At 60.4% G+C, this 23,871-nt stretch carries 19 protein-coding genes; 2 read left to right on the plus strand and 17 right to left on the minus strand.

Going from position 1 to position 23,871, the window contains the following annotated elements; all coding sequences use genetic code 11:
• The first annotated feature begins 59 nt into the window (after positions 1-59).
• Positions 60-773 (plus strand): methyl-accepting chemotaxis protein, encoded by a 714-nt coding sequence (locus ACYZTL_RS13755; protein ID WP_461954305.1) that lies wholly within the window; start codon positions 60-62, stop codon positions 771-773.
• A gap of 104 nt (positions 774-877) precedes the next feature.
• Here ACYZTL_RS13755 and ACYZTL_RS13760 read toward each other — a convergent pair whose 3' ends face one another.
• The 17 genes from ACYZTL_RS13760 to hutC form a co-directional block, all read right to left on the minus strand.
• Positions 878-1,612 (minus strand): amino acid ABC transporter ATP-binding protein, encoded by a 735-nt coding sequence (locus tag ACYZTL_RS13760; RefSeq protein ID WP_461952249.1) that lies wholly within the window; start codon positions 1,610-1,612, stop codon positions 878-880.
• On the minus strand, positions 1,605-2,564 hold the full coding sequence (locus tag ACYZTL_RS13765) for an amino acid ABC transporter permease (RefSeq protein WP_461952250.1): 960 nt from the start codon (positions 2,562-2,564) through the stop codon (positions 1,605-1,607). Before ACYZTL_RS13765 ends, ACYZTL_RS13760 begins: the two co-directional genes overlap by 8 nt.
• A gap of 184 nt (positions 2,565-2,748) precedes the next feature.
• Positions 2,749-3,546: a transporter substrate-binding domain-containing protein gene (locus ACYZTL_RS13770; RefSeq protein WP_461952251.1), complete on the minus strand. Its 798-nt coding sequence runs from the start codon at positions 3,544-3,546 to the stop codon at positions 2,749-2,751.
• Positions 3,547-3,826: 280 nt separating this feature from the next.
• The gene (gene mdoH, locus ACYZTL_RS13775) at positions 3,827-6,397 is read right to left on the minus strand and encodes a glucans biosynthesis glucosyltransferase MdoH (RefSeq protein WP_461952252.1); all 2,571 of its coding nucleotides are present in this window, start codon (positions 6,395-6,397) and stop codon (positions 3,827-3,829) included.
• The gene (locus ACYZTL_RS13780; protein ID WP_461952253.1) at positions 6,390-8,204 is read right to left on the minus strand and encodes a glucan biosynthesis protein G; all 1,815 of its coding nucleotides are present in this window, start codon (positions 8,202-8,204) and stop codon (positions 6,390-6,392) included. Before ACYZTL_RS13780 ends, mdoH begins: the two co-directional genes overlap by 8 nt.
• 321 nt (positions 8,205-8,525) lie before the next feature.
• A complete protein-coding gene (dtd, locus tag ACYZTL_RS13785; protein WP_461952254.1) occupies positions 8,526-8,963 on the minus strand; it encodes a D-aminoacyl-tRNA deacylase in 438 nt (145 codons plus the stop codon).
• A complete protein-coding gene (gene pip / locus ACYZTL_RS13790; protein WP_461952255.1) occupies positions 8,960-9,931 on the minus strand; it encodes a prolyl aminopeptidase in 972 nt (323 codons plus the stop codon). Before pip ends, dtd begins: the two co-directional genes overlap by 4 nt.
• A 405-nt stretch (positions 9,932-10,336) precedes the next feature.
• Entirely contained in the window at positions 10,337-11,140 is an 804-nt protein-coding gene (gene hutG / locus ACYZTL_RS13795; protein ID WP_461952256.1) for an N-formylglutamate deformylase, read from the minus strand.
• A gap of 10 nt (positions 11,141-11,150) precedes the next feature.
• Positions 11,151-12,356 (minus strand): imidazolonepropionase, encoded by a 1,206-nt coding sequence (hutI, locus tag ACYZTL_RS13800; RefSeq protein WP_461952257.1) that lies wholly within the window; start codon positions 12,354-12,356, stop codon positions 11,151-11,153.
• A gap of 132 nt (positions 12,357-12,488) precedes the next feature.
• A complete protein-coding gene (gene hutH / locus ACYZTL_RS13805) occupies positions 12,489-14,021 on the minus strand; it encodes a histidine ammonia-lyase (protein WP_461952258.1) in 1,533 nt (510 codons plus the stop codon).
• Between the two features lie 120 nt (positions 14,022-14,141).
• A complete protein-coding gene (gene hutH / locus ACYZTL_RS13810) occupies positions 14,142-15,665 on the minus strand; it encodes a histidine ammonia-lyase (RefSeq protein WP_461952259.1) in 1,524 nt (507 codons plus the stop codon).
• Between the two features lie 183 nt (positions 15,666-15,848).
• Positions 15,849-16,679 carry a quaternary amine ABC transporter ATP-binding protein gene (locus ACYZTL_RS13815; protein WP_461952260.1) on the minus strand — a complete coding sequence of 277 codons (831 nt, stop codon included), beginning with the start codon at positions 16,677-16,679 and terminating at the stop codon, positions 15,849-15,851.
• Entirely contained in the window at positions 16,676-17,527 is an 852-nt protein-coding gene (locus ACYZTL_RS13820; protein WP_008058061.1) for an ABC transporter permease, read from the minus strand. The genes ACYZTL_RS13815 and ACYZTL_RS13820 overlap by 4 nt, the downstream gene beginning before the upstream one ends.
• A 70-nt stretch (positions 17,528-17,597) precedes the next feature.
• On the minus strand, positions 17,598-18,566 hold the full coding sequence (locus ACYZTL_RS13825) for an ABC transporter substrate-binding protein (RefSeq protein WP_461952261.1): 969 nt from the start codon (positions 18,564-18,566) through the stop codon (positions 17,598-17,600).
• Between the two features lie 286 nt (positions 18,567-18,852).
• The gene (gene hutU, locus ACYZTL_RS13830; RefSeq protein WP_461952262.1) at positions 18,853-20,541 is read right to left on the minus strand and encodes a urocanate hydratase; all 1,689 of its coding nucleotides are present in this window, start codon (positions 20,539-20,541) and stop codon (positions 18,853-18,855) included.
• 500 nt (positions 20,542-21,041) lie between these two features.
• Complete coding sequence (locus ACYZTL_RS13835; protein WP_461952263.1) at positions 21,042-21,614, minus strand: HutD/Ves family protein; 573 nt, start codon at positions 21,612-21,614, stop codon at positions 21,042-21,044.
• Positions 21,615-21,624: 10 nt separating this feature from the next.
• A complete protein-coding gene (gene hutC / locus ACYZTL_RS13840) occupies positions 21,625-22,335 on the minus strand; it encodes a histidine utilization repressor (RefSeq protein ID WP_461954306.1) in 711 nt (236 codons plus the stop codon).
• Positions 22,336-22,481: 146 nt separating this feature from the next.
• On the opposite strand from hutC, the gene ACYZTL_RS13845 reads away from it, so the two are divergent.
• The gene (locus tag ACYZTL_RS13845; RefSeq protein WP_461952264.1) at positions 22,482-23,846 is read left to right on the plus strand and encodes a formimidoylglutamate deiminase; all 1,365 of its coding nucleotides are present in this window, start codon (positions 22,482-22,484) and stop codon (positions 23,844-23,846) included.
• Positions 23,847-23,871 lie beyond the last annotated feature (25 nt).

The raw sequence follows: 23,871 nt of genomic DNA on the forward strand, positions 1-23,871 counted from the left end.
AGCAGACCAGCGCCGGGGTCAACAGCCAGAAGGTCGAGACCGATCAGGTGGCGACCGCGATGAACGAAATGACCGCCACCGTGCAGGAAGTCGCGCGCAACGCCGAAGAGGCTTCTGAAGCGGCAGTCGCCGCCGATCAGCAGGCCCGCGAAGGTGACAAGATTGTCGGCGAAGCCATCGCTCAAATCGAACGCCTGGCCAGGGAAGTCGGCAACTCGACCGAGGCCATGGGTCACCTGAAACGCGAAAGCGACAAGATCGGCAGCGTGCTCGACGTGATCAAATCCGTCGCCCAGCAAACCAATCTGCTGGCGCTCAACGCGGCCATTGAAGCCGCCCGTGCCGGTGAAGCCGGGCGTGGATTTGCGGTGGTCGCCGATGAAGTCCGCAGCCTGGCCCAGCGCACCCAGCAGTCCACCGAAGAAATCGAAGAGCTGATCGTCGGCCTGCAAAGCGGCACCCAGCAGGTCGCAACCATCATGGACAATAGCCGCAGCCTGACCGACAGCAGCGTCGAACTGACCCGCCGTGCCGGTGGCTCGCTGGAAAGCATCACTCGCACCGTGTCGGCCATCCAGTCGATGAACCAGCAGATCGCCTCAGCGGCCGAACAGCAAAGCGCGGTGGCTGAAGAGATCAACCGTAGCGTGCTCAACGTGCGCGATGTGTCCGAGCAGACCTCGGCCGCCAGTGAAGAGACCGCGGCTTCCAGCGTCGAGCTGGCGCGGTTGGGGACGCATTTGCAGATGCTGGTGGGCAGGTTCAAGGTTTGACGAAGCTGTAAAATCAAAAGATCGCAGCCTTCGGCAGCTCCTACAAGGTAATGTGTACACCTGTAGGAGCTGCCGAAGGCTGCGATCTTTTTTCAGCGATGCGGCTACAAAACCTGGCGCAAAAACGCCTGAGCCCGCGGATCCTTCGGCGCATCGAAGAACTCGGCCGGCGAGGCATCTTCCAGCAATTTGCCGTGATCGAAGAACAACACCCGATCCGCCACTTCCCGCGCAAAACCCATTTCATGAGTGACGCAGACCATGGTCATGCCTTCCACGGCCAGGGTTTTCATCACGTCCAGCACTTCCCCGACCATTTCCGGGTCGAGGGCCGAGGTCGGCTCATCGAACAGCATGACCTTGGGTTCCATCGCCAGCGCCCGGGCAATCGCCACGCGCTGTTGCTGACCGCCGGACAGGCGCGACGGGTACTCGTTGGCCTTCTGCGCGATACCTACCTTCTCCAGCAATGCCAACGCTTTGGCTTCACGCTCTTTCTTGCCACGCTTGCGCACGACTTTCTGGGCGAGGCAGAGGTTTTCCAGCACGGTCATGTGCGGGAACAGGTTGAAATGCTGGAACACCATGCCGACTTCGCGGCGGTAGGCATTCACGTCGGTTTTCGGGTCGGCCAGTTGCAGACCGTCGATGCTCACCGAGCCCGAATCGAATTCTTCCAGACCGTTGAGGCAGCGCAGAAACGTCGACTTGCCGGAACCGGACGGGCCGATCACCACCAGCACTTCGCCCTTGGCGACGGTTGTGCTGACGTTGTCCACCGCGCGCACCACCTGGCCGCGGGTGTCGAAGACTTTTACCAGATCGCGGACTTCAATCACTTTGCGCGAGCCTCCGCTCAAGCCGGCTGGCGATTTTCGACAGCGGCAGGTTGATCAACAAATACAGACCGGCCACGCAGAACAGGATTTCGAATGGCGAGAACGAGGTGGTGATGACTTCGCGGCCGCTTTTCAGCAGCTCGGTAATCGCGATCACTGACACCAGCGAGGTGTCCTTGACCAGGCTGATGAATTGCCCGGCGAGCGGCGGCAGCACGCGTTTTAACGCTTGCGGCAGCACCACGTGGCGCATCGACTGCCCCGCGCTCAAGCCCAGGGAACGCGCGGCTTCGTTCTGGCCACGGGCGATCGACTGCACGCCGGAGCGGATGATCTCCGCCACATAGGCACCGGTGAACAGCGACAGCGCGGCGATCCCGGCGAATTCCCGTGACAGGTTCATCACGGTGCCGATGAAGAAGTAGAAAATGAAAATCTGCACCAGCAACGGCGTACCGCGCACCAGTTCGACGTATATCGTCGACAGATCACGCAGGGTCGGGTTGTTCGACAGACGGCACAGGCCGGTGGCCAGACCGATCAGCAAGCCGAGCACGCCCGACACCACGGACAGCCACAAGGTGGTCCAAAGACCCCACATCAGCGGTCCGGCAGCCCAATGACGAGTCACGCCAATCACGTCGCCTTCGGCCACATCATCGCCCTGGGCGACTTGCAGGCTGTTGTCGTCGACGGTCAGATGCTGCTCGTTACCCGCGTCGTTGCGCAGGGTCACTTCAGCCTTGTCGCCTTTGCGCACCAGTTCGCTGACGGTCGAGATGTCGGCGGCGCGCTGGGACTCTTCGGCGTGGTAGGCGAAGTACTGCGGCACGCGGTTCCAGCGCCATTCGTAGGACATCAGCGAGGTGGCGTAATACAACGCGCCGGCCAGGCCGATCAGCACCAGCACGGTCAAGACGTGCCAGGGCCATTGGGCTTTTTTCTGTTTCATTTAAGGGTAAATCCATAACGATCAGGGCGTCCGCTCCCTCTGCGGCGAGGGAGCTTGCTCCCGCTGGGATGCGAAGCAGCCCTGAAATCAGCCACCGCGCAACGTCGGGTAGAACGGTTCAAACCGGTTTTACGACTGCTGCGCAGCCGAACGGGAGCAAGCTCCCTCGCCACAAAGGACAGTGCTACTCCATATCCTTTTGCCAAGCGGTGTCTTTGAACCACTTGTCATGGATGCGATCGTAGGTGCCGTCTTCGCGGATCTGGTGCAGGAAGTTGTTGATGAAGTTGATGCTGTCGTAGTCACCTTTCTTCAGACCGAAGGCCAGCGGTTCGTAGGTGAACGGCTTGTCGAGGAACACCAGTTTGCCGTTGCCGACCTTGTTCACTGCCACGACGTTGTAAGGCGCGTCATAGATGAAGGCGTCGGCCTTGCCGTTGACCACGTCGAGCACGGCTTCCTGCTCGTTGTCGTAGCCGTGGTACTTGGCTTGGGAGATCAGCTTCTTGGCGACCATCTCGCCGGTGGTGCCGAGCTTGGAGGTGATGCGGTAGTCGGCGGTGTTCAGGTCTTTATAGGACTTGATGGTGCCTTCCAGCTCCTTGCGGATCAGCAAGGTCTGGCCAACCACGATGAACGGTTCGCTGAAGTTCAGGCGCAGGTTGCGTTCCTGGGTCAGGGTCATGCCGCTGCCGATCATGTCGAACTTGTCGGTCAGCAGGGCCGGGATAATGCCGTCGTAGCCGGTGGACACCATCTCCAGTTTGACACCCATGGCCTTGGCCATGGCTTTGAGGATGTCGACCTCAAAACCGATGATCTCGCCGCGCTTGTTGGTCATCTCGAACGGCATGTAGGTCGGGTCCATGCCGACTTTCAGCGTGCCGCGCTTGACCGCATCATCAATGGCACCGGCCTGCGCCGCGCTGACTGCAACCAATGCCGTGACGCCGACCAGCAGCATCGAGAGATACTTCTTCATCATCATGTCCCCAAACCCATTGCGTTATGAGGCGCGCAAACGGCGGCTCCCCTCAGGAAACGCACCGCTACGGACAAAAATTATCCGGGCGCACCAATTCGGGGACGGATGCTAACGTACTCGCTCGTTTGCACAAGTGTTTGCGCGTGATTTGTTGTTTCACGGGCCTGAAAGCAAAAGATCGCAGCCTTCGGCAGCTCCTACAGATTGACACCGTGTAGGAGCTGCCGAAGGCTGCGATCTTTTAAAAACACCCGCCTCCTCTCAGAAGCGGGGCTTTTTATGCTAACTGAGGCTGTGCACTCAGAGGCTTGAGCGGCAGCAACGGCGCATGGGGATCGGATTTCACCGATTTGCGCCAGGCTTCCAGCCACTCGGGATGACCTTCGTTCCAGACCTGCTCATGCAAACGAGCCAGTGCCACCGGATCGCTCAGCAGTTGCACGCGCTCATTGTTGGTCAGCGCGTCAGGCCCGACTTTCAATGCATGGCGAACACGCTCGATCCGCAGCCATTCGATCGGCTCGGCCTCACGGTGACGCGAAGTCGCCAGCGAGCACGCCAGGGCGTTCTGCTGAGGATCGACCACCGAGCGGACGAAGCCGTCTTTCAGCGCGTGGTAACGGTTTTCATGGGTGTACTGGTCCGTTGCCAGCAACGCCTGTGGCGGATTGTATTCCTCAGGGATCAGGAACAGGCTTTCGTCACGGGACTTGAGGCCCAGGCCCACGCGGCTGGAAATCACCGACACCGGAATTGACAGCATCAACGATCCGACGATCGGCACCAGCCACCAGAGGAAGCTCGGGTTCAGCCAGATCACCAGCAGCGCCCAGAAGAAGCCCAGCAGGGTTTGCGGACCGTGGCGCTTGACCGCTTCGCTCCATGGCGTGGAGTCGTCGTCACGTTGCGGCGAATTCCAGGTCGCGGCCCAGCCGAGGAACGCAGCGAGGACGAAACGGGTGTGGAAGATCATCCGCACCGGCGCCAGCAGCATGGAGAACAGCATCTCCAGCAGCATCGACAAGGTCACCTTGAACTTGCCGCCGAACTCTTTCGCGCCCTTGGCCCAGATCAGGATGATGCTCAACAACTTCGGCAGGAACAGCAGCACGATGGTGGTCGAGAACAACGCGATCGCCTTGTCCGGGTGCCATTGAGGCCACAGCGGATAAAGCTGACGCGGTTCCAGGAAGTACTGCGGTTCCATCAGCGTGTTGACCGCCAGCAGCGCCGTCGACAGCACGAGGAAGAAGAACCACAACGGTGCCGACAGGTAAGACATCACACCGGTGAGGAACACCGCACGGTGAACCGGGTGCATGCCCTTGACCAGGAACAGGCGGAAGTTCATCAGGTTACCGTGGCACCAGCGACGGTCACGCTTGAGTTCGTCCAGCAGGTTCGGCGGCAGTTCTTCGTAGCTGCCCGGCAAGTCGTAGGCAATCCACACGCCCCAACCGGCACGGCGCATCAGCGCGGCTTCGACGAAGTCGTGAGACAGGATCGCACCGGCGAACGCGCCTTTGCCCGGCAACGGCGCCAGGGCGCAGTGCTCGATGAACGGCTTCATGCGGATGATCGCGTTGTGACCCCAGTAGTGGGATTCGCCCAACTGCCAGAAGTGCAGACCAGCGGTAAACAGCGGACCGTACACCCGGGTCGCAAACTGCTGCATGCGCGCATACAGCGTGTCCATGCCCGACGCACGCGGCGCGGTTTGAATGATGCCGGCGTCCGGCGTGGCTTCCATCAGGCGCACCAGACTGGTCAGGCACTCGCCGCTCATCACGGAGTCAGCGTCGAGCACGACCATGTACTTGTAGTCACCGCCCCAGCGACGGCAGAAGTCGTCGAGGTTGCCGCTTTTGCGTTTAACGCGGCGGCGACGGCGGCGATAGAAAATCTTGCCGAAGCCCTTGGCTTCACGGCAGACGTCCAGCCAGGCCTGCTGCTCGGCGACGCAGATGTCGGCATCGTTACTGTCGCTGAGGACGAAAAAGTCGAAGCGATCCAGGTCACCCGTGGCCGCAACCGACTCGAACGTCGCGCGCAAACCGGCGAACACCCGTGGCACGTCTTCGTTGCAGATCGGCATCACCAGTGCAGTGCGCGCGTCCTTGGCGATCGGCTCGTTGCCGGCACTTTTACCGGAAATGCGGTATTTGTCGTGACCGGTAAGCAACTCGAGGAAGCCCATCAGCGCCGTCCAGAAACCGGCCGACACCCAGCAGAACAGAATCCCGAACATGATCAGGATGCTGGTCTGCAGCGCATACGGCAGCACTTGCGTGACGGTTTGCATCAGGGGTTGATGCAGGACTTCGTTCAGGTCGACGAACGACCAGCCCTGGTACGGCATGATGCCTTTCATGTACCAGCCGGCGACGATGGTCTGACCGAGCATCAGCACCAGCAGAATGTAACGGCGGATCGAACCGACCGTACGCCAGCGCGCGGCTGGCAATACGTTCTCGTCTTTCGGCGGGGCCGGCGGATTGGTGCGACCGGTCAGACGCCGCCAGCCACGCACCAAAATGTTGGTGCGCCACGGCTCGGGCACGACTTTGGTCCGGCGGATCGGTGGCGTTGCCTTGAGGCAAACCCGACCGCTGGCGTCGAGCACCAGCATTTCCGCTTCTTCCAGCTCTTCAGCGGTGTTCAGGGTCAAACGACGGCCCACCGAAGCCTGAGCGGCCTCGGTCGGAGCGTCGAACGTCGAGGACGACAGGCGCTGGTGCAGCTCGCTGAAGGACTGGCAGCCCGCGAGTTCCGCGCGCTGCTCGTCGGTCATCGGTAAATGCGCCAGATACTCGGCAAGCGACTCTGGCTGTACTTGAGAATTACTCATCGGCAGGCAACTGATAGCTCCAGGTCTCGGTCAGGACTTCTTCAGTCGGTGCCGATTCCGGTGTGGCTGGGGCCGCGTCCGCAGCAGCAGGCTGCTTGGCGTCTTTGTTGTCCTTGTCCTTGGCATCTACGACTGGCTTGGCTTCGGCCTGCTTGGCCTCGGCGGCCTTCGCTTCCTTGTCCGCTTTCTCCGCTTGCCTTGCAGCAACCTTGTCAGCCTTGGCAACAGAAGAATTGGACGCTGGAACCGAAGACGTGGCGAGATCGGCAGGCACGACGTTCTGAACCAGTGCAGCACGCAACTCGGTGGACTTGCCCGGATCCTTGATCTTCATCCGCAGGGTCAGGCGCCAGCCTTTGGTTTCCGGATTGTAACGCACGCTGTTCTCGACCAGCTCGGCGTTGTCGCCAACGCTGACCTGGCTGCGAACGTCCGCAGTTTCAGGCAGCGCCGCTAGGGACGGGCCTTCGAAGTCCACCAGGTAGGCAACGCTGCCGTCCGGCTGGCGGATCAGGTTGGACTGTTTCACGTCACCCGTGGAACGCAGGGTCTGTTGGACCCAAGCGCTGTCCGGCGCATGAATCGAAGCTTCGTCGATGGTCCAGTGCATGCGGTAGCCGAATTCCAGCGGCTGGCCAGGCTCCGGCAGTTTTTCCGGGCTCCAGAACGCAACGATGTTGTCGTTGGTTTCGTCGGCGGTCGGGATTTCAACCAGGTCGACAGAACCCTTGCCCCAGTCGCCTTTTGGCTCGATCCAGGCACTTGGACGTTTGTCGTAGCGGTCGTCGAGGTCTTCGTAGTGACTGAAGTCACGGCCACGTTGCAGCAAGCCGAAACCGCGCGGGTTCTCGATCGAGAAGTTGCTCACCGCCAGGTGTTTCGGGTTGTTCAGAGGACGCCAGATCCACTCGCCGTTGCCGGCATGGATCGACAGACCGCTGGAGTCATGCAGTTCGCGACGATAGTTCAACACTTTGGAAGGCTGGTTGGCGCCGAACAGGAACATGCTGGTCAGCGGCGCAACGCCAAGCTTGGTGACCTTGTCACGCAGGAACATCTGGGCCTTGACGTCGACAACGGTGTCGCTGCCCGGACGCAGGGTCAGGCGATACGCACCGGTGGCGCGTGGCGAATCCAGCAGGGCGAAGATCACCAGGTGCTTGTCACCCGGTTTTGGCTGTTCAATCCAGAACTCGGTGAAACGCGGGAATTCTTCACCGGACGGCAGCGCGGTATCGATGGCCATGCCGCGAGCGGACAAGCCATACGTGTGGCCCTTGCCGACAACGCGGAAGTAACTCGCGCCGAGCATGGTCATGATTTCGTCTTGCTTGTCGGCCTTGTTGATCGGGTACAGCACACGGAAGCCGGCATAACCCAGCTGTTCGGTGGCTTTAGGATCGAACTTCACATCGCCGAAATCGAAACGACTGGCGTCGTATTTGATCTCTTCGACGGTGTTGGCCGTGATTTCGTTAATTTTCACCGGCGTATCGAAGTGCATGCCCTGGTGATAGAACGACAGCTTGAACGGGGTTTTCTGATCGGCCCACTCGGCTTTTTCGGTGCGGAAGCGAATTTTTTGATAGTCCGCGAATTTCATCTCGCGGAATTCGTTCGGCAGGTTACTGCGCGGGGCTTCGTATTTCTGCCCGGCCAGCTCTTTTGCCTTGGCCGACACATCATCCAGACTGAATGCCCAAAGCTGGCCGGCGCTGAGCAGGCAGAGCAGAGCAGAGCCCGCTACCAGTGCGCTTCGTAACCGTTTGGCAGACAATTTTGGTGCAATACAGGGACTAACAATCACGAGCAACCCTCGCCGAAAACAGATCAAAAAACCAACGGCCAGTTAAAGGGCCTGTGAGGAAGACGGCATGAAAAACCCGTCCCTACAAACCACTCTTGCCAAGTTGGCGAGCATTGTTCCGACTCCTATGGGGACAAATGATTCCCCAACAGGTCCAGGACAAGTCTCTACCTAAGTCAAAACGGACCAACGAACGCTGATCCCCGTAGCGCGCGATTATCTAGTAGGCCGCGTTACAACGCATCAGGCGCAACAAAGTATTTCTCGCGAAAAACCCCTGTTTTCAGTGAAAAAGCCCTTAAAAACTTGTTTCAAGCGCTTTCAGGTCTGTAACAGGAAGGTTACCGGGCCATCATTGACCAAGTGCACCTGCATATCCGCGCCGAATCTACCTGATGCCACAGTGCCATGCACCTGTTTCGCTTTCTCTAATAGATAGTCGAAAAGCTCCTCGCCCAGCGCCGGAGGTGCGGCCGTTGAAAAACCCGGGCGCAACCCGCTTCTGGTGTCGGCGGCCAGGGTGAACTGAGAGACCAGCAGCAACCCGCCACCGACGTCTGCCAGGGACAGATTCATCTTGCCCTCGACGTCACTGAACACTCGATAGTTAAGCAGCTTATGCAGAAGTTTGTCGGCGCTGGCCCGAGTATCCTCGGGCTCGACCGCGACCAGAACCAGCAACCCCTGATCGACTGCACCGACCACCTCCCCCGCTACCTCGACTCGCGCACCACGCACGCGTTGCAACAGGCCTTTCATGCTTCTTCAGGGGACAGGTCGAGCAAGCGCCGGGCCATCTGATTGGCGGCGCGCACCAGCGCATCGGTAATGCCCGGCTCGGAAGCGGCATGGCCGGCGTCACGGATGACCTGCAATTCACTGTTCGGCCAGTTCTGATGCAATTCCCAGGCGTTATCCAGCGGGCAGATCACGTCATAGCGACCGTGGACGATCACGCCTGGCAAATGGGCAATCTTGCCCATGTCGCGGATCAGCTGGTTCGGCTCCAGGAACGCATTGTTGGTGAAGTAATGACATTCAATGCGGGCAATCGACAATGCGCGCTGTGGCTCGGAGAAACGATCGACCACCAGCGGGTTCGGGCGCAAGGTCGCCGTCCGGCCTTCCCAGGTGGACCAGGCCTTGGCCGCGTGCATCTGCGCAATCTGGTCGTTACCGGTCAGGCGCTTGTGGAAAGCGCTGAGCAGGTCTTCGCGCTCATCCTGCGGGATCGGCGCGATGTAGTCTTGCCAGTAATCGGGGAACAGACGGCTGGCGCCCGCCTGATAGAACCATTCGATTTCCTGCGGACGGCAGAGAAAAATCCCGCGCAGAATCAGACCGTGCACACGCTCCGGATGGGTTTGCGCGTAGGCCAGCGCCAGGGTCGAGCCCCACGAACCGCCGAACAGCACCCATTTGTCGATGCCCAGGTGCTGGCGAATCCGCTCAAGGTCGGCGACCAGATCCCAGGTGGTGTTGTTTTCCAGGCTGGCGTGGGGGGTGGAGCGACCGCAACCGCGCTGGTCGAAGGTGACGATGCGATACAGGTTCGGATCAAAAAAACAGCGACTCTGTGCATCACACCCGGCGCCGGGGCCGCCGTGGATGAACACCACCGGCAAACCTTCCGGTGAACCGCTTTCGTCGACATACAGGGTGTGGGTTTCATCGACGGCCAGATCGTGCCGGGCGTGGGGTTTGATCTGCGGGTACAAAGTCTGCATTGCGCGCTCCGTAAGGGGTCGAGGTCATCCCTGGGGGGACTACTATTATTCTGCCGTCCGGCATCATAAACCCGAATTACGTCAATGAGCATGCCCTCGCTGAGTCAGAGTTCAGCCGCCGGTTTTTTCAGCCAAATAGCCGAGCAGCGTTTCATAGAGCGCATCGACCTCGGCGACCTGGCGACGAACGCTGTCATTTGTGCGGATAGCGGGTAAGGAGCCATGAGTTTGGTGCCCGTTCAGGCGGATGGGGCCAATCCCCTGCGGGAGCGGTTACGGTCAGTTTTTCAGGCTGGCTTGTACGGTGGCGTCAGCCCGAAAAGATCGCAGCCTGCGGCAGCTCCTACAGGATCGGGTTTTCACGCGGTCATTGTAGGAGCTGCCGCAGGCTGCGATCTTTTGATCTCAGGCGTTATAGCGCTGCCGGCCCCAGGCCAGCAGCCCTTGCAGCAATTCCTTGAGCACCACTTGCGTTGGCGCCGCCAGGTCCGGGCGATAACGGAACGGCTCAAACTCTTCCATGTACGTGCACTGGCCCAACTCCAGTTGCACGGCGTGGATGTTTTCCGCCGGGTTGCCGTAGTGTCGGGTGATGTGCCCGCCCTTGAAACGACCGTTCAGCACATGGCTGTAGTCGCCGTGCCGCGCGCAGATCGCTTCCAGCTGAGTGGCCAACTGAGGATCGCAACTGGCGCCGTTGAAGGTGCCGAGGTTGAAGTCCGGCAGTTTGCCGTCAAACAGGTGCGGGATGATCGAGCGGATCGAGTGCGCATCGAACAGCAGCGCATAGCCAAATTCGGCTTTCAGCCGCGCCAGTTCGTTCTGCAGCGTGCTGTGATACGGCGTCCAGATCTGCTCCAGATAGGTCGCGCGTTCCGCTGCCGACGGCTCCATGCCCTCACGGAACAACGGAATGCCGTCAAACAGCGTCGCGGGATACAAACCGGTGGTGGCGCCGACATACAAAGGCTTGTCGTCAGAAGGCCGGTTCAGGTCGATAACAAACCGCGAGTACTCGGCGGCCAGCGTACTGGCGCCCAGCTCGGTGGCGAATTCGTAGAGTTTCGGAATGTGCCAGTCAGTGTCCGGCAGGCTTTTCGCGTCGGGGATCAACCCGGCTTCGACCGCCGGGGTCAGGCGCAGGCCAGCGTGGGGCATGCTGATCAGCAGCGGCACGCGGCCTTGTTTGAAGTTCAGAACCTTATCCACAACTGCTCTCCTAAACGCTCGTTTCAACGCCGTGACGCACGACGCGTTTCTCCAGATCACCGCCCAGCCAATACGACAGGTCGGCGGGACGATCGATTTGCCAGGCCACAAAATCCGCGACCTTGCCGGCTTCCAGCGAACCGTACGTCTCGGCCATGCCCAACGCGGTGGCGGCATGAATCGTCGCACCGGCCAGGGCTTCTTCCGGGGTCATGCGGAAACAGGTGCAGGCCATGTTCAGCATCAGGCGCAGCGACAATGCTGGCGAGGTGCCGGGATTGAGGTCGCTGGCGATGGCGATTTTCACGCCGTGTTTGCGCAGCGCGTCCATTGGCGGCAATTGGGTTTCACGCAGGAAGTAGAACGCGCCGGGCAGCAACACGGCAACGGTGCCGGACGCCGCCATGGCGATGGCGTCTTCTTCGGTCATGAACTCCAGGTGGTCGGCCGACAGTGCGTGATAACGCGCCGCCAGACTCGAACCGTGCAGCGAGGACAGTTGCTCGGCGTGCAGCTTCACCGGCAAACCGAGTTCTTGTGCGGTGATGAACACGCGCTCGACCTGCTCCGGCGAAAACGCCAGGTATTCGCAGAACGCGTCCACTGCATCCACCAGCCCTTCGGCGGCCAGGGCCGGGAGCATCTCGGCGCAGATGTGATCGATGTAGTCGTCAGCGCGGTCCACATACTCCGGCGGCAAGGCATGGGCCGCCAGGCAGGTGCTGCGCACGCTGATCGGCAGTTCGGCGCCGAGACGACGAATCACTCGCAGGATCTTGCGTTCGCTGGCCAGGTCCAGGCCATAGCCGGATTTCATTTCGACCGTGGTGACGCCATCGCGCATCAGGCTCTTCAGACGCTTGGCGGCGCTGGCGAACAGTTCGTCTTCGCTGGCCGCGCGGGTAGCGCGTACGGTACTGGCGATGCCGCCACCGGCCGCGGCAATTTCCGCGTAGCTGACGCCTTGCAGGCGCTGTTCGAATTCACCGCTGCGGTTACCGCCGAACACCGTGTGGGTGTGGCAGTCGATCAGGCCCGGGGTGACCCAGGCCCCTTTCAAATCGTTGACGGTCGGGTATTCGCCCGCCGGCAGTTCAGCGCGAGGGCCGATCCACTCAATGCGCGCACCGGACGTCACGATGGCCGCATCCTCGATGATCGAGTAGACGCCTTGCGCCATGGTTGCGACGTGGCAGTGTTGCCAGAGAGTTTTCATCCCGAGTTCCTCGTCTTGTTCAAAATCGTTTCGCGAGCAAGCCGAATCGTCGCACCGCCGCTCCCACAGGGGGTTACGCAATCCAATGTGGGAGCGGCGGTGCGACGATTCGACTTGCTCGCGAAGAGGCCATCACAGGCTAGGCAAAATTTTCGCCGTGACCAGCTCATTCAGGCAACGCGAAGCCAACAGTTCCGTGGCCGCATTGATATCCGGCGCAAAGAACCGGTCCTTCTCATAAAACGGCACTTCTTTACGCAGAATCCCGCGAGCCTTCTCCAGTTTCGGCGAGGTCTTCAGACCATCACGCAAGTCCAGCCCCTGCACTGCCGCCAACCATTCCACCGCGAGAATCCCGCGAGTGTTCTCGGCCATTTCCCACAGACGCTTGCCCGCCGCCGGGGCCATGGACACGTGGTCTTCCTGGTTCGCCGACGTCGGCAGGCTGTCCACCGAGTGTGGATGGGACAACGCCTTGTTTTCGCTGGCGAGTGCCGCAGCAGTCACTTGAGCGATCATGAAACCGGAGTTCACGCCGCCATTGGCCACCAGGAACGGCGGCAGTTGCGACATGTGTTTGTCCATCATCAGCGAGATGCGGCGTTCGCTCAGCGAGCCGATTTCAGCGATGGCCAGGGCCATGTTGTCGGCAGCCATCGCAACGGGTTCGGCGTGGAAGTTACCGCCGGAGATCACGTCACCTTCAGCAGCGAACACCAACGGGTTATCCGAAACGGCGTTGGCTTCGACAGCGAGCACTTCGGCGGCCTGACGGAACTGGGTCAGGCAGGCACCCATGACTTGCGGCTGGCAGCGCAGGGAGTACGGGTCCTGAACCTTTTCGCAGTTCTCGTGCGAATCGGACACTTCACTGCGCTCGCCCAGCAGGTCGCGGTAAGCGGCAGCGGCGTCGATCTGGCCTTTCTGGCCACGCGCGGCGTGGATGCGGGCGTCGAACGGCGAGCGCGAACCCAGCACCGCTTCGACGGTCAGGCCGCCCAGGGCCAGGGCGCCCGCGAACAGATCTTCACCTTCAAACAGACCGCGCAGCGCATAAGCGGTGGACACCTGAGTGCCGTTGAGCAACGCCAGGCCTTCTTTCGCCGCCAAGGTCAGCGGGGTCAGGCCGGCGACTTTCAGCGCTTCGGTCGCTTCCAGCCATTCGCCTTTGTAACGCGCCTTGCCTTCACCCAGCAGCACCAGCGACATGTGGGCCAATGGCGCCAGGTCGCCGGAAGCGCCGACCGAACCTTTCAATGGAATGTGCGGGTAAACCTCGGCGTTGATCAGGGCGATCAGCGCGTCGATAACCACGCGGCGAATGCCGGAGAAACCACGGCTCAGGCTGTTGACCTTGAGCACCATGACCAGACGCACCAGCGCGTCACTGATCGGCTGGCCGACGCCGGCAGCGTGGGACAGGACCAGCGAGCGTTGCAGGTTTTCCAGGTCTTCGCTGGCGATGCGGGTCGAAGCCAGCAGGCCGAAACCGGTGTTGATGCCGTAGGCGGTGCGGTTCTCGGCGAGGATCTGTTCCACGCAGGCAACGCTGGCTTCGATCTGCGCCGAGGCGCTGTTGTCGAGGGTGATTTTGACCGGTTGCTGATAGATGTCACGCAGTTGGGCAAGGCTCAGTTGGCCGGGAATCAAATTTAGCGCAGTCACTTTTATTCTCCTTTTGAGAGTCTTTTTGTTAACTAACCAGACGCTCCGGAAATGTCCGTTGTCCGTCGCTTCCCGCCTTGTAGGGGGCTGGCGCCTTGGCACGCTGGTTTGATGGAGGAATCAGTTGAGGTTCGGTAAGGCCTTGTGCAGCAAATTCGAATCTTTCAAAACCCCGGCAGCAGCGGCGATGTCCGGTGCCAGCCAGCGGTCCTGGTCGTAAGCCGGAACACGCTCACGCAGCAGACGCCACGCGGTATCGGTGCCGGCGCCGAAGCGTTGCTCTTTGAGGAATTCAAAAGCCTGAGCCGCCAGCAGGAACTCGATCGCGAGAATCTGCGTGCAGTTTTCCAACGCGCGATGCAGCTTCAACGCGGCGTTGGTGCCCATGCTCAGATGGTCTTCCTGCAAGCCCGAGGTGACGTAGTTGTCGAGCACCGCCGGTTGCGCCAGTTGACGGTTTTCCGCACACAGCGAAGCGGCGACATATTGCACGATCATCATCCCGGAGTTCACCCCCGGATTGGCCACCAGGAATGCCGGCAAACCGCTGACATGCGGGTTGATCAAACGGTCGAGACGTCGTTCGGCGATGGAACCGATTTCCGCCATGGCGATGGCCAGCAAATCAGCCGCCATGGCCACGGACTGACCGTGCGGGTTGGCCTGGGACATGATGCGGAAATTGTCCGGCGTGCCCAGCAGCAACGGGTTGTCGGTGCAGCCGTTGAGTTCGGTTTCGATCTGTTGAATCGCGTGAGCCAGTTGATCCCGTGCAGCGCCGTGGACTTGCGGGATCGAACGGATGCTCAGCGCATCCTGGGTGCGGATGCCTTTGCTCGACGCAATCACTTCACTGCCATCGAGCAACGCCCGCAGGTTGATACCGACCTGCTGCATGCCCGGGTGCGGCTTGAGGGCGATGATCTCGGCATCGAACGCCGCGATCTGGCCGCGCTGGGCCTCGAAACTCATGGCGCCGATCACGTCGGCCCATTGCAGCAGGCGCGTGGCATCGGCAATCGCCAGGCAGCTGAGGCCGGTCATGCACGGCGTGCCGTTGACCAGGCACAAGCCGTCTTTGGCACCGAGCTGAACCGGTTGCAAACCTTCTTCGGCCAGGGCCTGTTGCGCAGAAACGATCTGCCCGCGATAGCTGACATTGCCGACGCCCAGCAGCGCGATGCCGATGTGCGCCATGTGGGTCAGGTAACCGACCGAGCCCTGGGACGGCACTTGCGGCGTGATGCCGCGATTGAGCAGCGCCAGCAACGCTTCAACCACCCGGCGATGAATGCCGGATTTGCCGTGGCTGTAGTTGCGGATCGCGGCGCACATGATCGCGCGAGTCTGTTCGTCAGCCAGTGGCGCGCCAACGCCACAGGCGTGACTGAGCAAGGTGTTGCGCGACAGTTGGCTGAGTTGTTCATCTTTGAGCGAGACGTTGCACAACGCGCCCAGACCGGTGTTGACGCCGTAAGCGCGTTCGCCGCCGGTGACGATGCGCTGGACGATCGCCTGAGCGTTCTCGATCCGCGCCCAGGTCTGAGCCGACAGATCGAGCTGTGCGCCGTGACGGGCGACTGCGACTACATCCTGCCAACGCAGCGGGGCGTCGGCGATAACGATTCTTTCAGCCTGGGACATCTGGAGCCTCATACCAATTCTGTTGACTACTGAAATCCTGTGGCGAGGGGATTTATCCCCGTTGGGCAGCGAAGCGGCCCCAAACCTACCACCACAGTTTCTCAGGCATAACGCGTGTAATGGTTTTACGACTGCTACGCAGCCGAACGGGGATAAATCCCCTCGCCACAAAAGCGGTCATTCCTAAACCACCGCAGCCCGTCGCTGTACGAACCGGTCCACATACTCATCCGCCGGCGAATGCAGGATCTCTCGCGGTGTGCCGACCTGAATCAGGCGGCCATCCTTGAGGATCGCGATGCGGTTGCCGATGCGCACGGCCTCGTCGAGGTCGTGGGTGATGAAGACGATGGTCTTGTGCAGGGTCTTTTGCAGTTCCAGCAACTGGTCCTGCATCTCCGCGCGGATCAGCGGATCGAGCGCACTGAACGCTTCGTCCATCAGAATGATGTCGGTGTCCGCCGCCAACGCACGAGCCAGGCCCACACGCTGACGCATACCGCCCGAGAGCTGATGCGGGTATTTGTTTTCGTAGCCCTTGAGGCCCACGGTGTTGATCCAGTGCAGCGCGCGCTCGGCACACATTTGCTTGGTCTCGCCGCGCACTTTCAGGCCGTAGGCGACGTTGTCCACTACCGTTTTGTGCGGCAGCAGGCCGAAGCTCTGGAACACCATGCTGATCTTGCGACGACGAAATTCGCGCAGGGCTTCCATGTCGTATTGCAGGATGTCCACGCCATCCACCAGGATCGCGCCGCTGGTCGGGTCGATCAGGCGATTGAAGTGGCGCACCAGGGTCGATTTTCCGGAACCGGACAGGCCCATGATCACGAAGATCTCGCCGCTACCGATGCTCAACGACAGGTCGTTCACACCGACCACGCAGCCGGTTTCGGCCAGCACCTGATCCTTGGTTTTGCCCTGGCCAATCATGCCCAGCGCTTCCTTGGAACGGTTGCCGAAAATCTTGAAGACGTTTTTGACTTCGATCTTGCTGATGGCTGCGTTGTTCATTTGCTCACCTCATGCCGTGCACGACCGTACGCCTGTGTAATGCGGTCGATCACCACTGCCAGAATCACGATCGCCAGACCGGCTTCAAGGCCACGTCCAACGTTGAGGGTCTGAATCCCCACCAACACATCTTCGCCGAGGCCACGGGCACCGATCATCGAGGCGATGACTACCATCGACAGCGCCATCATGGTGGTCTGGTTGATCCCGGCCATGATGCTCGGCAGGGCCAGCGGCAGTTGCACGCCGAACAGTTGCTGCCAGCGGTTGGCACCGAAGGCGTTGATCGCTTCCATCACTTCGCCGTCAACCTGGCGAATGCCCAGATCGGTCAGGCGGATCAGCGGTGGTGCGGCGTAGATGACAGTGGCGAAAATCGCCGGCACCTTGCCCAGACCAAACAGCATCAGCACCGGGATCAGGTACACGAAGCTCGGCATGGTCTGCATGATGTCCAGCAACGGCATCAGCACCGAACGCAGGCGATTGCTGCGTGCCGAGAGAATGCCCAGCGGAATGCCGATCAGCACCGAAATGACCGTGGCCACCATCATCAGCGCCAGGGTCTGCATCAGCTTGTCCCAGAGGCCGACTGCGCCGACAAGGAACAGCAAACCGACGATGACAGCGGTGGTCACGACTTTACGGGTCGCGTGCCAGGCAACGCCCGCTACGATCGCCAGCATCAGCCACCAGGGCGCCGCACGCAGCAGCCCTTCAAGATTGACGATGGCCCACAACAGGGTGTCGGAGATACTGCGGAACACGTCGCCGTAGTTGGTGACCAGCGAATCGACCCAACCATTGACCCAGTCGGCGATGGAAAAGGTAAAGCTTTCGGGAAACATAAGAGACTCTCAATCAAGGGGTTGCGATCAAGCATCCGACTGCCGCTGACGGCAGTCGGAGAAGCTCAACCTACAAGGCCGCGTCGATCTTTTTGGCTGCGTCTTCGCTCACCCATGCGTGCCAGACTTCAGGATGTTCCTTCAGGAAGATCTTGGCCAGTTTTGGCGATTCGATCCGCTCTTTGGCCATGCGCCCGAGGTTCTGGTTGAGGATGTCGATCGGCAGGTTGACCTTTTCCAGCACGGCCACCAGCTCCGGGGCTTGCTCGTGGAAGGTCTTGGACAGGCCGACCTTGATGGTCACGCGTTTGTCCACGCCCGGCTTCTCTTCGAGTTTCACCAGGTCAACCTGGCCCATCAACGGGGTTGGCGACCAGTAGTAGAACAGGATCGGCTCGCCACGCTTGTAGCTCGACAGCACCGCGGCATCCAGCGCAGGGCCGGTGCCCGGACGGAAGTTGGTGTAGCTGCTTTCCAGGCCGTAGCTTTTCAACATTTCGCTGTTGTCCAGCTCACAGGTCCAGCCGGCCGGGCAGTTGTAGAAACGGCCCTTGGCGGGTTCTTCGGCGTCCTTGAACACGGCGGCATACTTACCCAGGTCAGCAATGTTTTTCAGGTCCGGCGCCTTGGCTTCCAGCTTGCGCTTGGCGTCGCCTTCGATCACATAGCGCGGCACGTACCAGCCTTCGACTGCGCCGACGACTGGCGCACCGACACCGACGACTTTGCCCGCCTTCTCGGCCTTGTTCCAGACTTCGCTGCGGCCGACCCACTCTTCGGCAAACACTTGAATGTCGTTGCTGCTCAGGGCGTTTTCCATGGTGATGGAGTTGCCCGGCAGGCTGTCGGTCTTGCAGTCGTAGCCTTTCTCCAACACGACTTGCAGCACGTCGGTCAGCAACATGGCGCTTTCCCAGTTCAGGCCGGCGAATTTCACCGGCTTGCCCGATTCGCACCAACCGGCGGCCTGAGTGGCGCCGGCGCTGGCGAGCAGGCCCATGGAAAGCAATGTGGTCAGCAGGGTCTTGTTCGATTTCATTGTTTGACGCTCCTAATCATGAATTGGCTTACGGCAGTCAAGAGGCATCCAGCCCTGTCCACGTCCAATCAGGCCTGCGCCGCAGCGCGACCCACATTCAGCTTTTGTTCGGTCATCGCGTCCTGCTCGACTGGCAGGATCAAACGGTCGGGTACTGCGCCGTGCCACTTCTTCGGTAGGAGCTGTCGAGTGAAACGAGGCTGCGATCTTTTTGATTAAGATCAAGATCAAAAGATCGCAGCCTGCGGCAGCTCCTACAGGTTTGCAGTGGGCCAAGGCCCGTTTTTTATTTACCGGTAATCATCGGCAGGTTCAGCCCTTGCTCCTTGGCGCAGTCGATCGCGATCTGGTAACCCGCGTCGGCGTGACGCATGACACCGGTCGCCGGGTCGTTGTGCAGTACGCGAGCGATACGCTCGGCCGCTTCGTCAGTACCGTCGCAGACAATCACCATGCCCGAGTGCTGGGAGAAGCCCATGCCGACGCCGCCGCCGTGGTGCAGTGAAACCCAGGTCGCGCCGCTCGCGGTGTTGAGCAGAGCGTTGAGCAGTGGCCAGTCGGACACGGCGTCGGAACCGTCCTGCATCGATTCGGTTTCGCGGTTCGGGCTCGATACGGAACCGGAGTCCAGGTGGTCGCGACCGATCACGATTGGCGCAGACAATTCACCGCTGCGAACCATTTCGTTGAACGCCAGACCGAGCTTGGCGCGCAGGCCCAGACCAACCCAGCAGATACGGGCCGGCAGCCCCTGGAAGCTGATGCGCTCGCGCGCCATGTCCAGCCAGTTGTGCAGGTGGGCGTCGTCCGGGATCAGTTCTTTGACCTTGGCGTCGGTTTTGTAGATGTCTTCGGCGTTGCCCGACAGCGCGGCCCAACGGAACGGACCGATGCCGCGGCAGAACAGTGGACGGATATAAGCCGGTACGAAGCCTGGGAAGTCGAATGCGTTTTCAACGCCTTCTTCTTGCGCCATCTGACGGATGTTGTTGCCGTAGTCGAAGGTCGGAATGCCCATTTTCTGGAATTCGAGCATCGCTTTTACGTGCACGGCCATCGATTGCTTGGCGGCTTTCACCACGGCAGCAGGCTCGGTCTTGGCGCGAGCGCGATACTCTTCCCAGGTCCAGCCGGCCGGCAGGTAACCGTTGAGCGGGTCGTGGGCGCTGGTCTGGTCGGTGACCATGTCCGGGCGCACGCCGCGCTTGACCAGTTCCGGCAGAATTTCAGCCGCGTTGCCGAGCAGAGCGATGGAAATCGCTTTGCCTTCCTTGGTGTATTTGGCGATGCGGGCCAGCGCGTCGTCGAGGTCGGTGGCTTGCTCGTCGACATAACGGCTTTTCAGGCGGAAATCGATGCTGACTTGTTGGCATTCGATGTTCAGCGAGCAAGCACCGGCCAATGTTGCAGCCAGAGGTTGAGCGCCGCCCATGCCGCCCAGGCCTGCGGTCAGGACCCAACGACCTTTCAGGTCATCGTTGTAGTGCTGGCGACCGGCTTCGACGAAGGTTTCGTAGGTGCCCTGGACGATGCCCTGGCTGCCGATGTAGATCCAGCTGCCGGCAGTCATCTGGCCGTACATGGCCAGGCCTTTGGCGTCGAGTTCGTTGAAGTGTTCCCAGCTCGCCCAGTGTGGCACCAGGTTGGAGTTGGCGATCAGCACGCGCGGGGCGTTGCTGTGAGTCTTGAACACGCCGACCGGCTTGCCGGATTGCACCAGCAGGGTCTCGTCGTCGTTCAGGTTGGTCAGGCTTTCGACGATCTTGTCGTAGCATTCCCAGTTACGCGCCGCACGACCGATACCACCGTAAACCACCAGTTCTTTAGGGTTCTCGGCGACTTCCGGGTCGAGGTTGTTCATCAGCATGCGCAGCGGCGCTTCAGTCAGCCAGCTCTTGGCGGTCAGCTTGTTACCGCGAGCGGCACGAATTTCAACGTCACGAAACTTGGTAGGTTTCTGGGTATTGTCAGTCACGAAAAAGACTCCTCAGCGATCAATCCAAACCAACCCTGGCGGTGGGTAAGCCAGCCTGTGCGCATCGTTGCGCCACAAGCGAATCAGTGGACGCTGCGGAGAGTCTCGGTCGACTCATACGCATACGTCTTTACTTGTACATACAAGCATATGCAATCAAGCGGCCAACTTGTTGGATGGGCATTCAAGAAAAATTTTGGAAGGGATGGAAAGCTTGTAGATCAAGGGTTTGTGAGAGATGAAATTTTTCGGGGGGATTTTGCGAAGGGGCGATGGCTTGTTACTTGAACGTGGTTTTGCGCCACGCTGGGGCGTTCGGTAACAAGTTGGTGCGCAATAGGAAACGGGACGAGGACTGCTTTTGTGGCGAGGGAGCTTGCTCCCGCTGGGCTGCGAAGCAGACCCAAAACCGGGAGCATGATGCGTTGTAACAGATGGAACCGGGATAAAGGATTGACGACTGCTGCCCAGCCGAGCGGGAGCAAGCTCCCTCGCCACAGTTAACCGCGCGCCGTCAGCTCAATCACACAGCACGCGCCGTTAATGGAGACTTCCAGCAAACCGACGTTACCGCCAAGTTGCAGGCAATCATGACGACCGAGTTGCGAGGCGTTGTTACCGACCTTCACTTCAAGCGCATCGGCGACACTGAATACAAGCACGGTGCCAGCCGAACTGAAAAACCGCTGCTCGCCATCCAGCCACTGCAATCTCGCGTCGTAACGCTGCGGCGCATAGATCAGGTTGAAATCGCGAATCGGACCACCAAGCAAGGTGCAGGAAACGTGGCTTTCGCCGCTGAAGGCAAACGGGTCCAACGGTAACAACGGCCGCGTGTTCCGGCCATCAACCGACAAAGTCATGCCGTCGCCCTGCAACACGGTGATGACCCGCTCGTAACCGGCGAAGGTAGAAAACCCGCCGGACTCGCCGATATCGGCAATCGACAGGCGCCAGCCGAAACCATCAAGGCCAGTGCCCGCATCGCGGGTGATTTCTTCAGTGCTGCCGCCGCCGTTTTTCCACGGCATGCGCGGGTAATCTTTGGCGCGTAAAACCTTTATCTGACTCATTTGTGGCTCTCTATTTATGGAACCGACCTTCCAAACGATGACGGGAACCGGGGTGGATCAAACGGGCAGCGGTCACCGGCTGACGGCCGGACCAGGTGCGGCGACGAATCAGCAGGCACGGCTCGCCCTTTTCAATCTGCAACAACTTGCATTCCGTCGCCTCGGCCAGAATCGCCTCGACCACGTGCTCACCTTCGGTCAACGGCGCGACCTGATTCAGATAGGCGTAAGGCGTTTGCAGGGTGAAGTCCTGCTTGAGGTAATCCGGCGCCACCAGCGCGTTGACGAAACGGTCTTCGATTTGCACCGGAATGTCATTTTCGAAATGCACGATCAGCGAGTGGAACACTTTCTGGCCTTCACGCATGTCCAGGGCCAGGGCGCGCTCGGAACCGGCGGCTTCTTCTTCAAGCGTGATCACCTGGCACGTATGGCGATGACCACGGGAGGCGATTTCGTCGGCGATGTTGTGTACTTCAAACAACGCGGACTGGCTTTTCGGCTCGGCGACGAACGTGCCGACGCCCTGCATGCGCACCAACAGACCGTCGGCGGTCATCTCACGCAGCGCGCGGTTGATGGTCATACGGCTGAAACCGAGTTGGCTGACCAGCTCGCTTTCCGACGGAACGCGGTAGTGCGGCGGCCAGTTTCCACTGTCGATTTGCTGGGTGATCATCTGTTTGACGCGGGCATACAAGGGCGCCGGACTGTCGCCCATGTTCGCGGCCAACGGTGACACTGGGGGCGGAGTCGGCACGGTTAATCCTTGGTCGTTTAGTAAAGGTTGCTAGCTTGCCGGAGTTTACCGAGCAGGCAAACGTCTGTATATGTATATACAAATAACACACGATGGGGTGCTGAACCATGTCCGCCTTCTTTGCCGAACGCGCGCTGCTGCCTAGTGGATGGGCCAACAATGTACGTCTTGAGGTCAGCGCCGACGGCGTTTTGACCCATATCCAGGCCGACTCCCAGGCAGATGGCGCCGAACGGCTCAGCGGTCCGCTGCTGCCGGGGATGCCGAATCTGCACTCCCACGCGTTCCAGCGAGCGATGGCCGGGCTGGCGGAAGTCGCGGGCAATCCGAATGACAGTTTCTGGACCTGGCGCGATCTGATGTACCGGCTCGTCGGAAAAATCAGCCCGGATCAACTCGGCGTCATCGCCCGTCAGCTGTACATCGAAATGCTCAAGGCCGGTTACACCTCGGTTGCAGAATTTCATTACGTGCACCACGACACGAGCGGTCAACCCTACGCAGATCCCGCCGAACTGGCGCTGCGCATCAGCCAGGCGGCCAGTTCCGCCGGTATTGGTTTGACCCTGCTGCCGGTGCTCTATAGCCATTCCGGTTTTGGCGGCCAGACGCCGAACGACGGCCAGCGTCGCTTTATCAACAGCACTGAAAACTACCTGAAGCTTCAATCGCGCTTGCAGCCGATCCTGGCGCAGCAACCGGCGCAGTCGCTGGGTTTGTGTTTCCACTCATTGCGCGCGGTAACACCACAGCAGATCAGCGAAGTGCTGGCGGCCAGCGACAAGCAGTGCCCGGTGCATATTCACATCGCCGAACAGCAGAAGGAGGTCGATGACTGCCTGAGCTGGAGCGGCCGTCGCCCTCTGCAATGGCTGTACGAAAACACCGAAGTCGATCAACGCTGGTGCCTGGTTCACGCGACCCACGCCAACCAGGAAGAAGTCACGCTGATGGCCAAGAGTCGCGCCATCGCCGGCCTGTGCCTGACCACCGAAGCCAACCTCGGCGACGGGATTTTCCCGGCCGTGGATTTCCTCGCCCAGGGCGGGCGCATGGGCATCGGCTCCGACAGTCATGTGTCATTGAGCGTGGTGGAAGAATTGCGTTGGCTGGAATACGGCCAGCGTTTGCGCGATCAGCGGCGTAATCGTTTGTATGGCGCGGATCAGCCGATGGTTGGTCGAACGCTGTATGACGCGGCGCTGGACGGCGGCGCGCAGGCGTTGGGTCAACCGATCGGTGCGCTGGAAGTGGGTAAACGGGCGGATTGGCTGGTGCTGGACGGTAGCGATCCGTACCTGGCGACAGCCACTGGGGACGGGATTCTCAATCGTTGGTTGTTTGCCGGTGGCGATCGGCAGGTGCGGGATGTGCTGGTCAATGGCCAGTGGGTTGTGCGGGATGGACGTCATGCCGGGGAAGAGGAAAGCAGCCGGGCGTTCACCCAGGTCCTGCACGATCTTCTGGGCTAAAAGCAAAAGATCGCAGCCTTCGGCA

The organism is Pseudomonas sp. LB3P81, assembly GCF_054897965.1.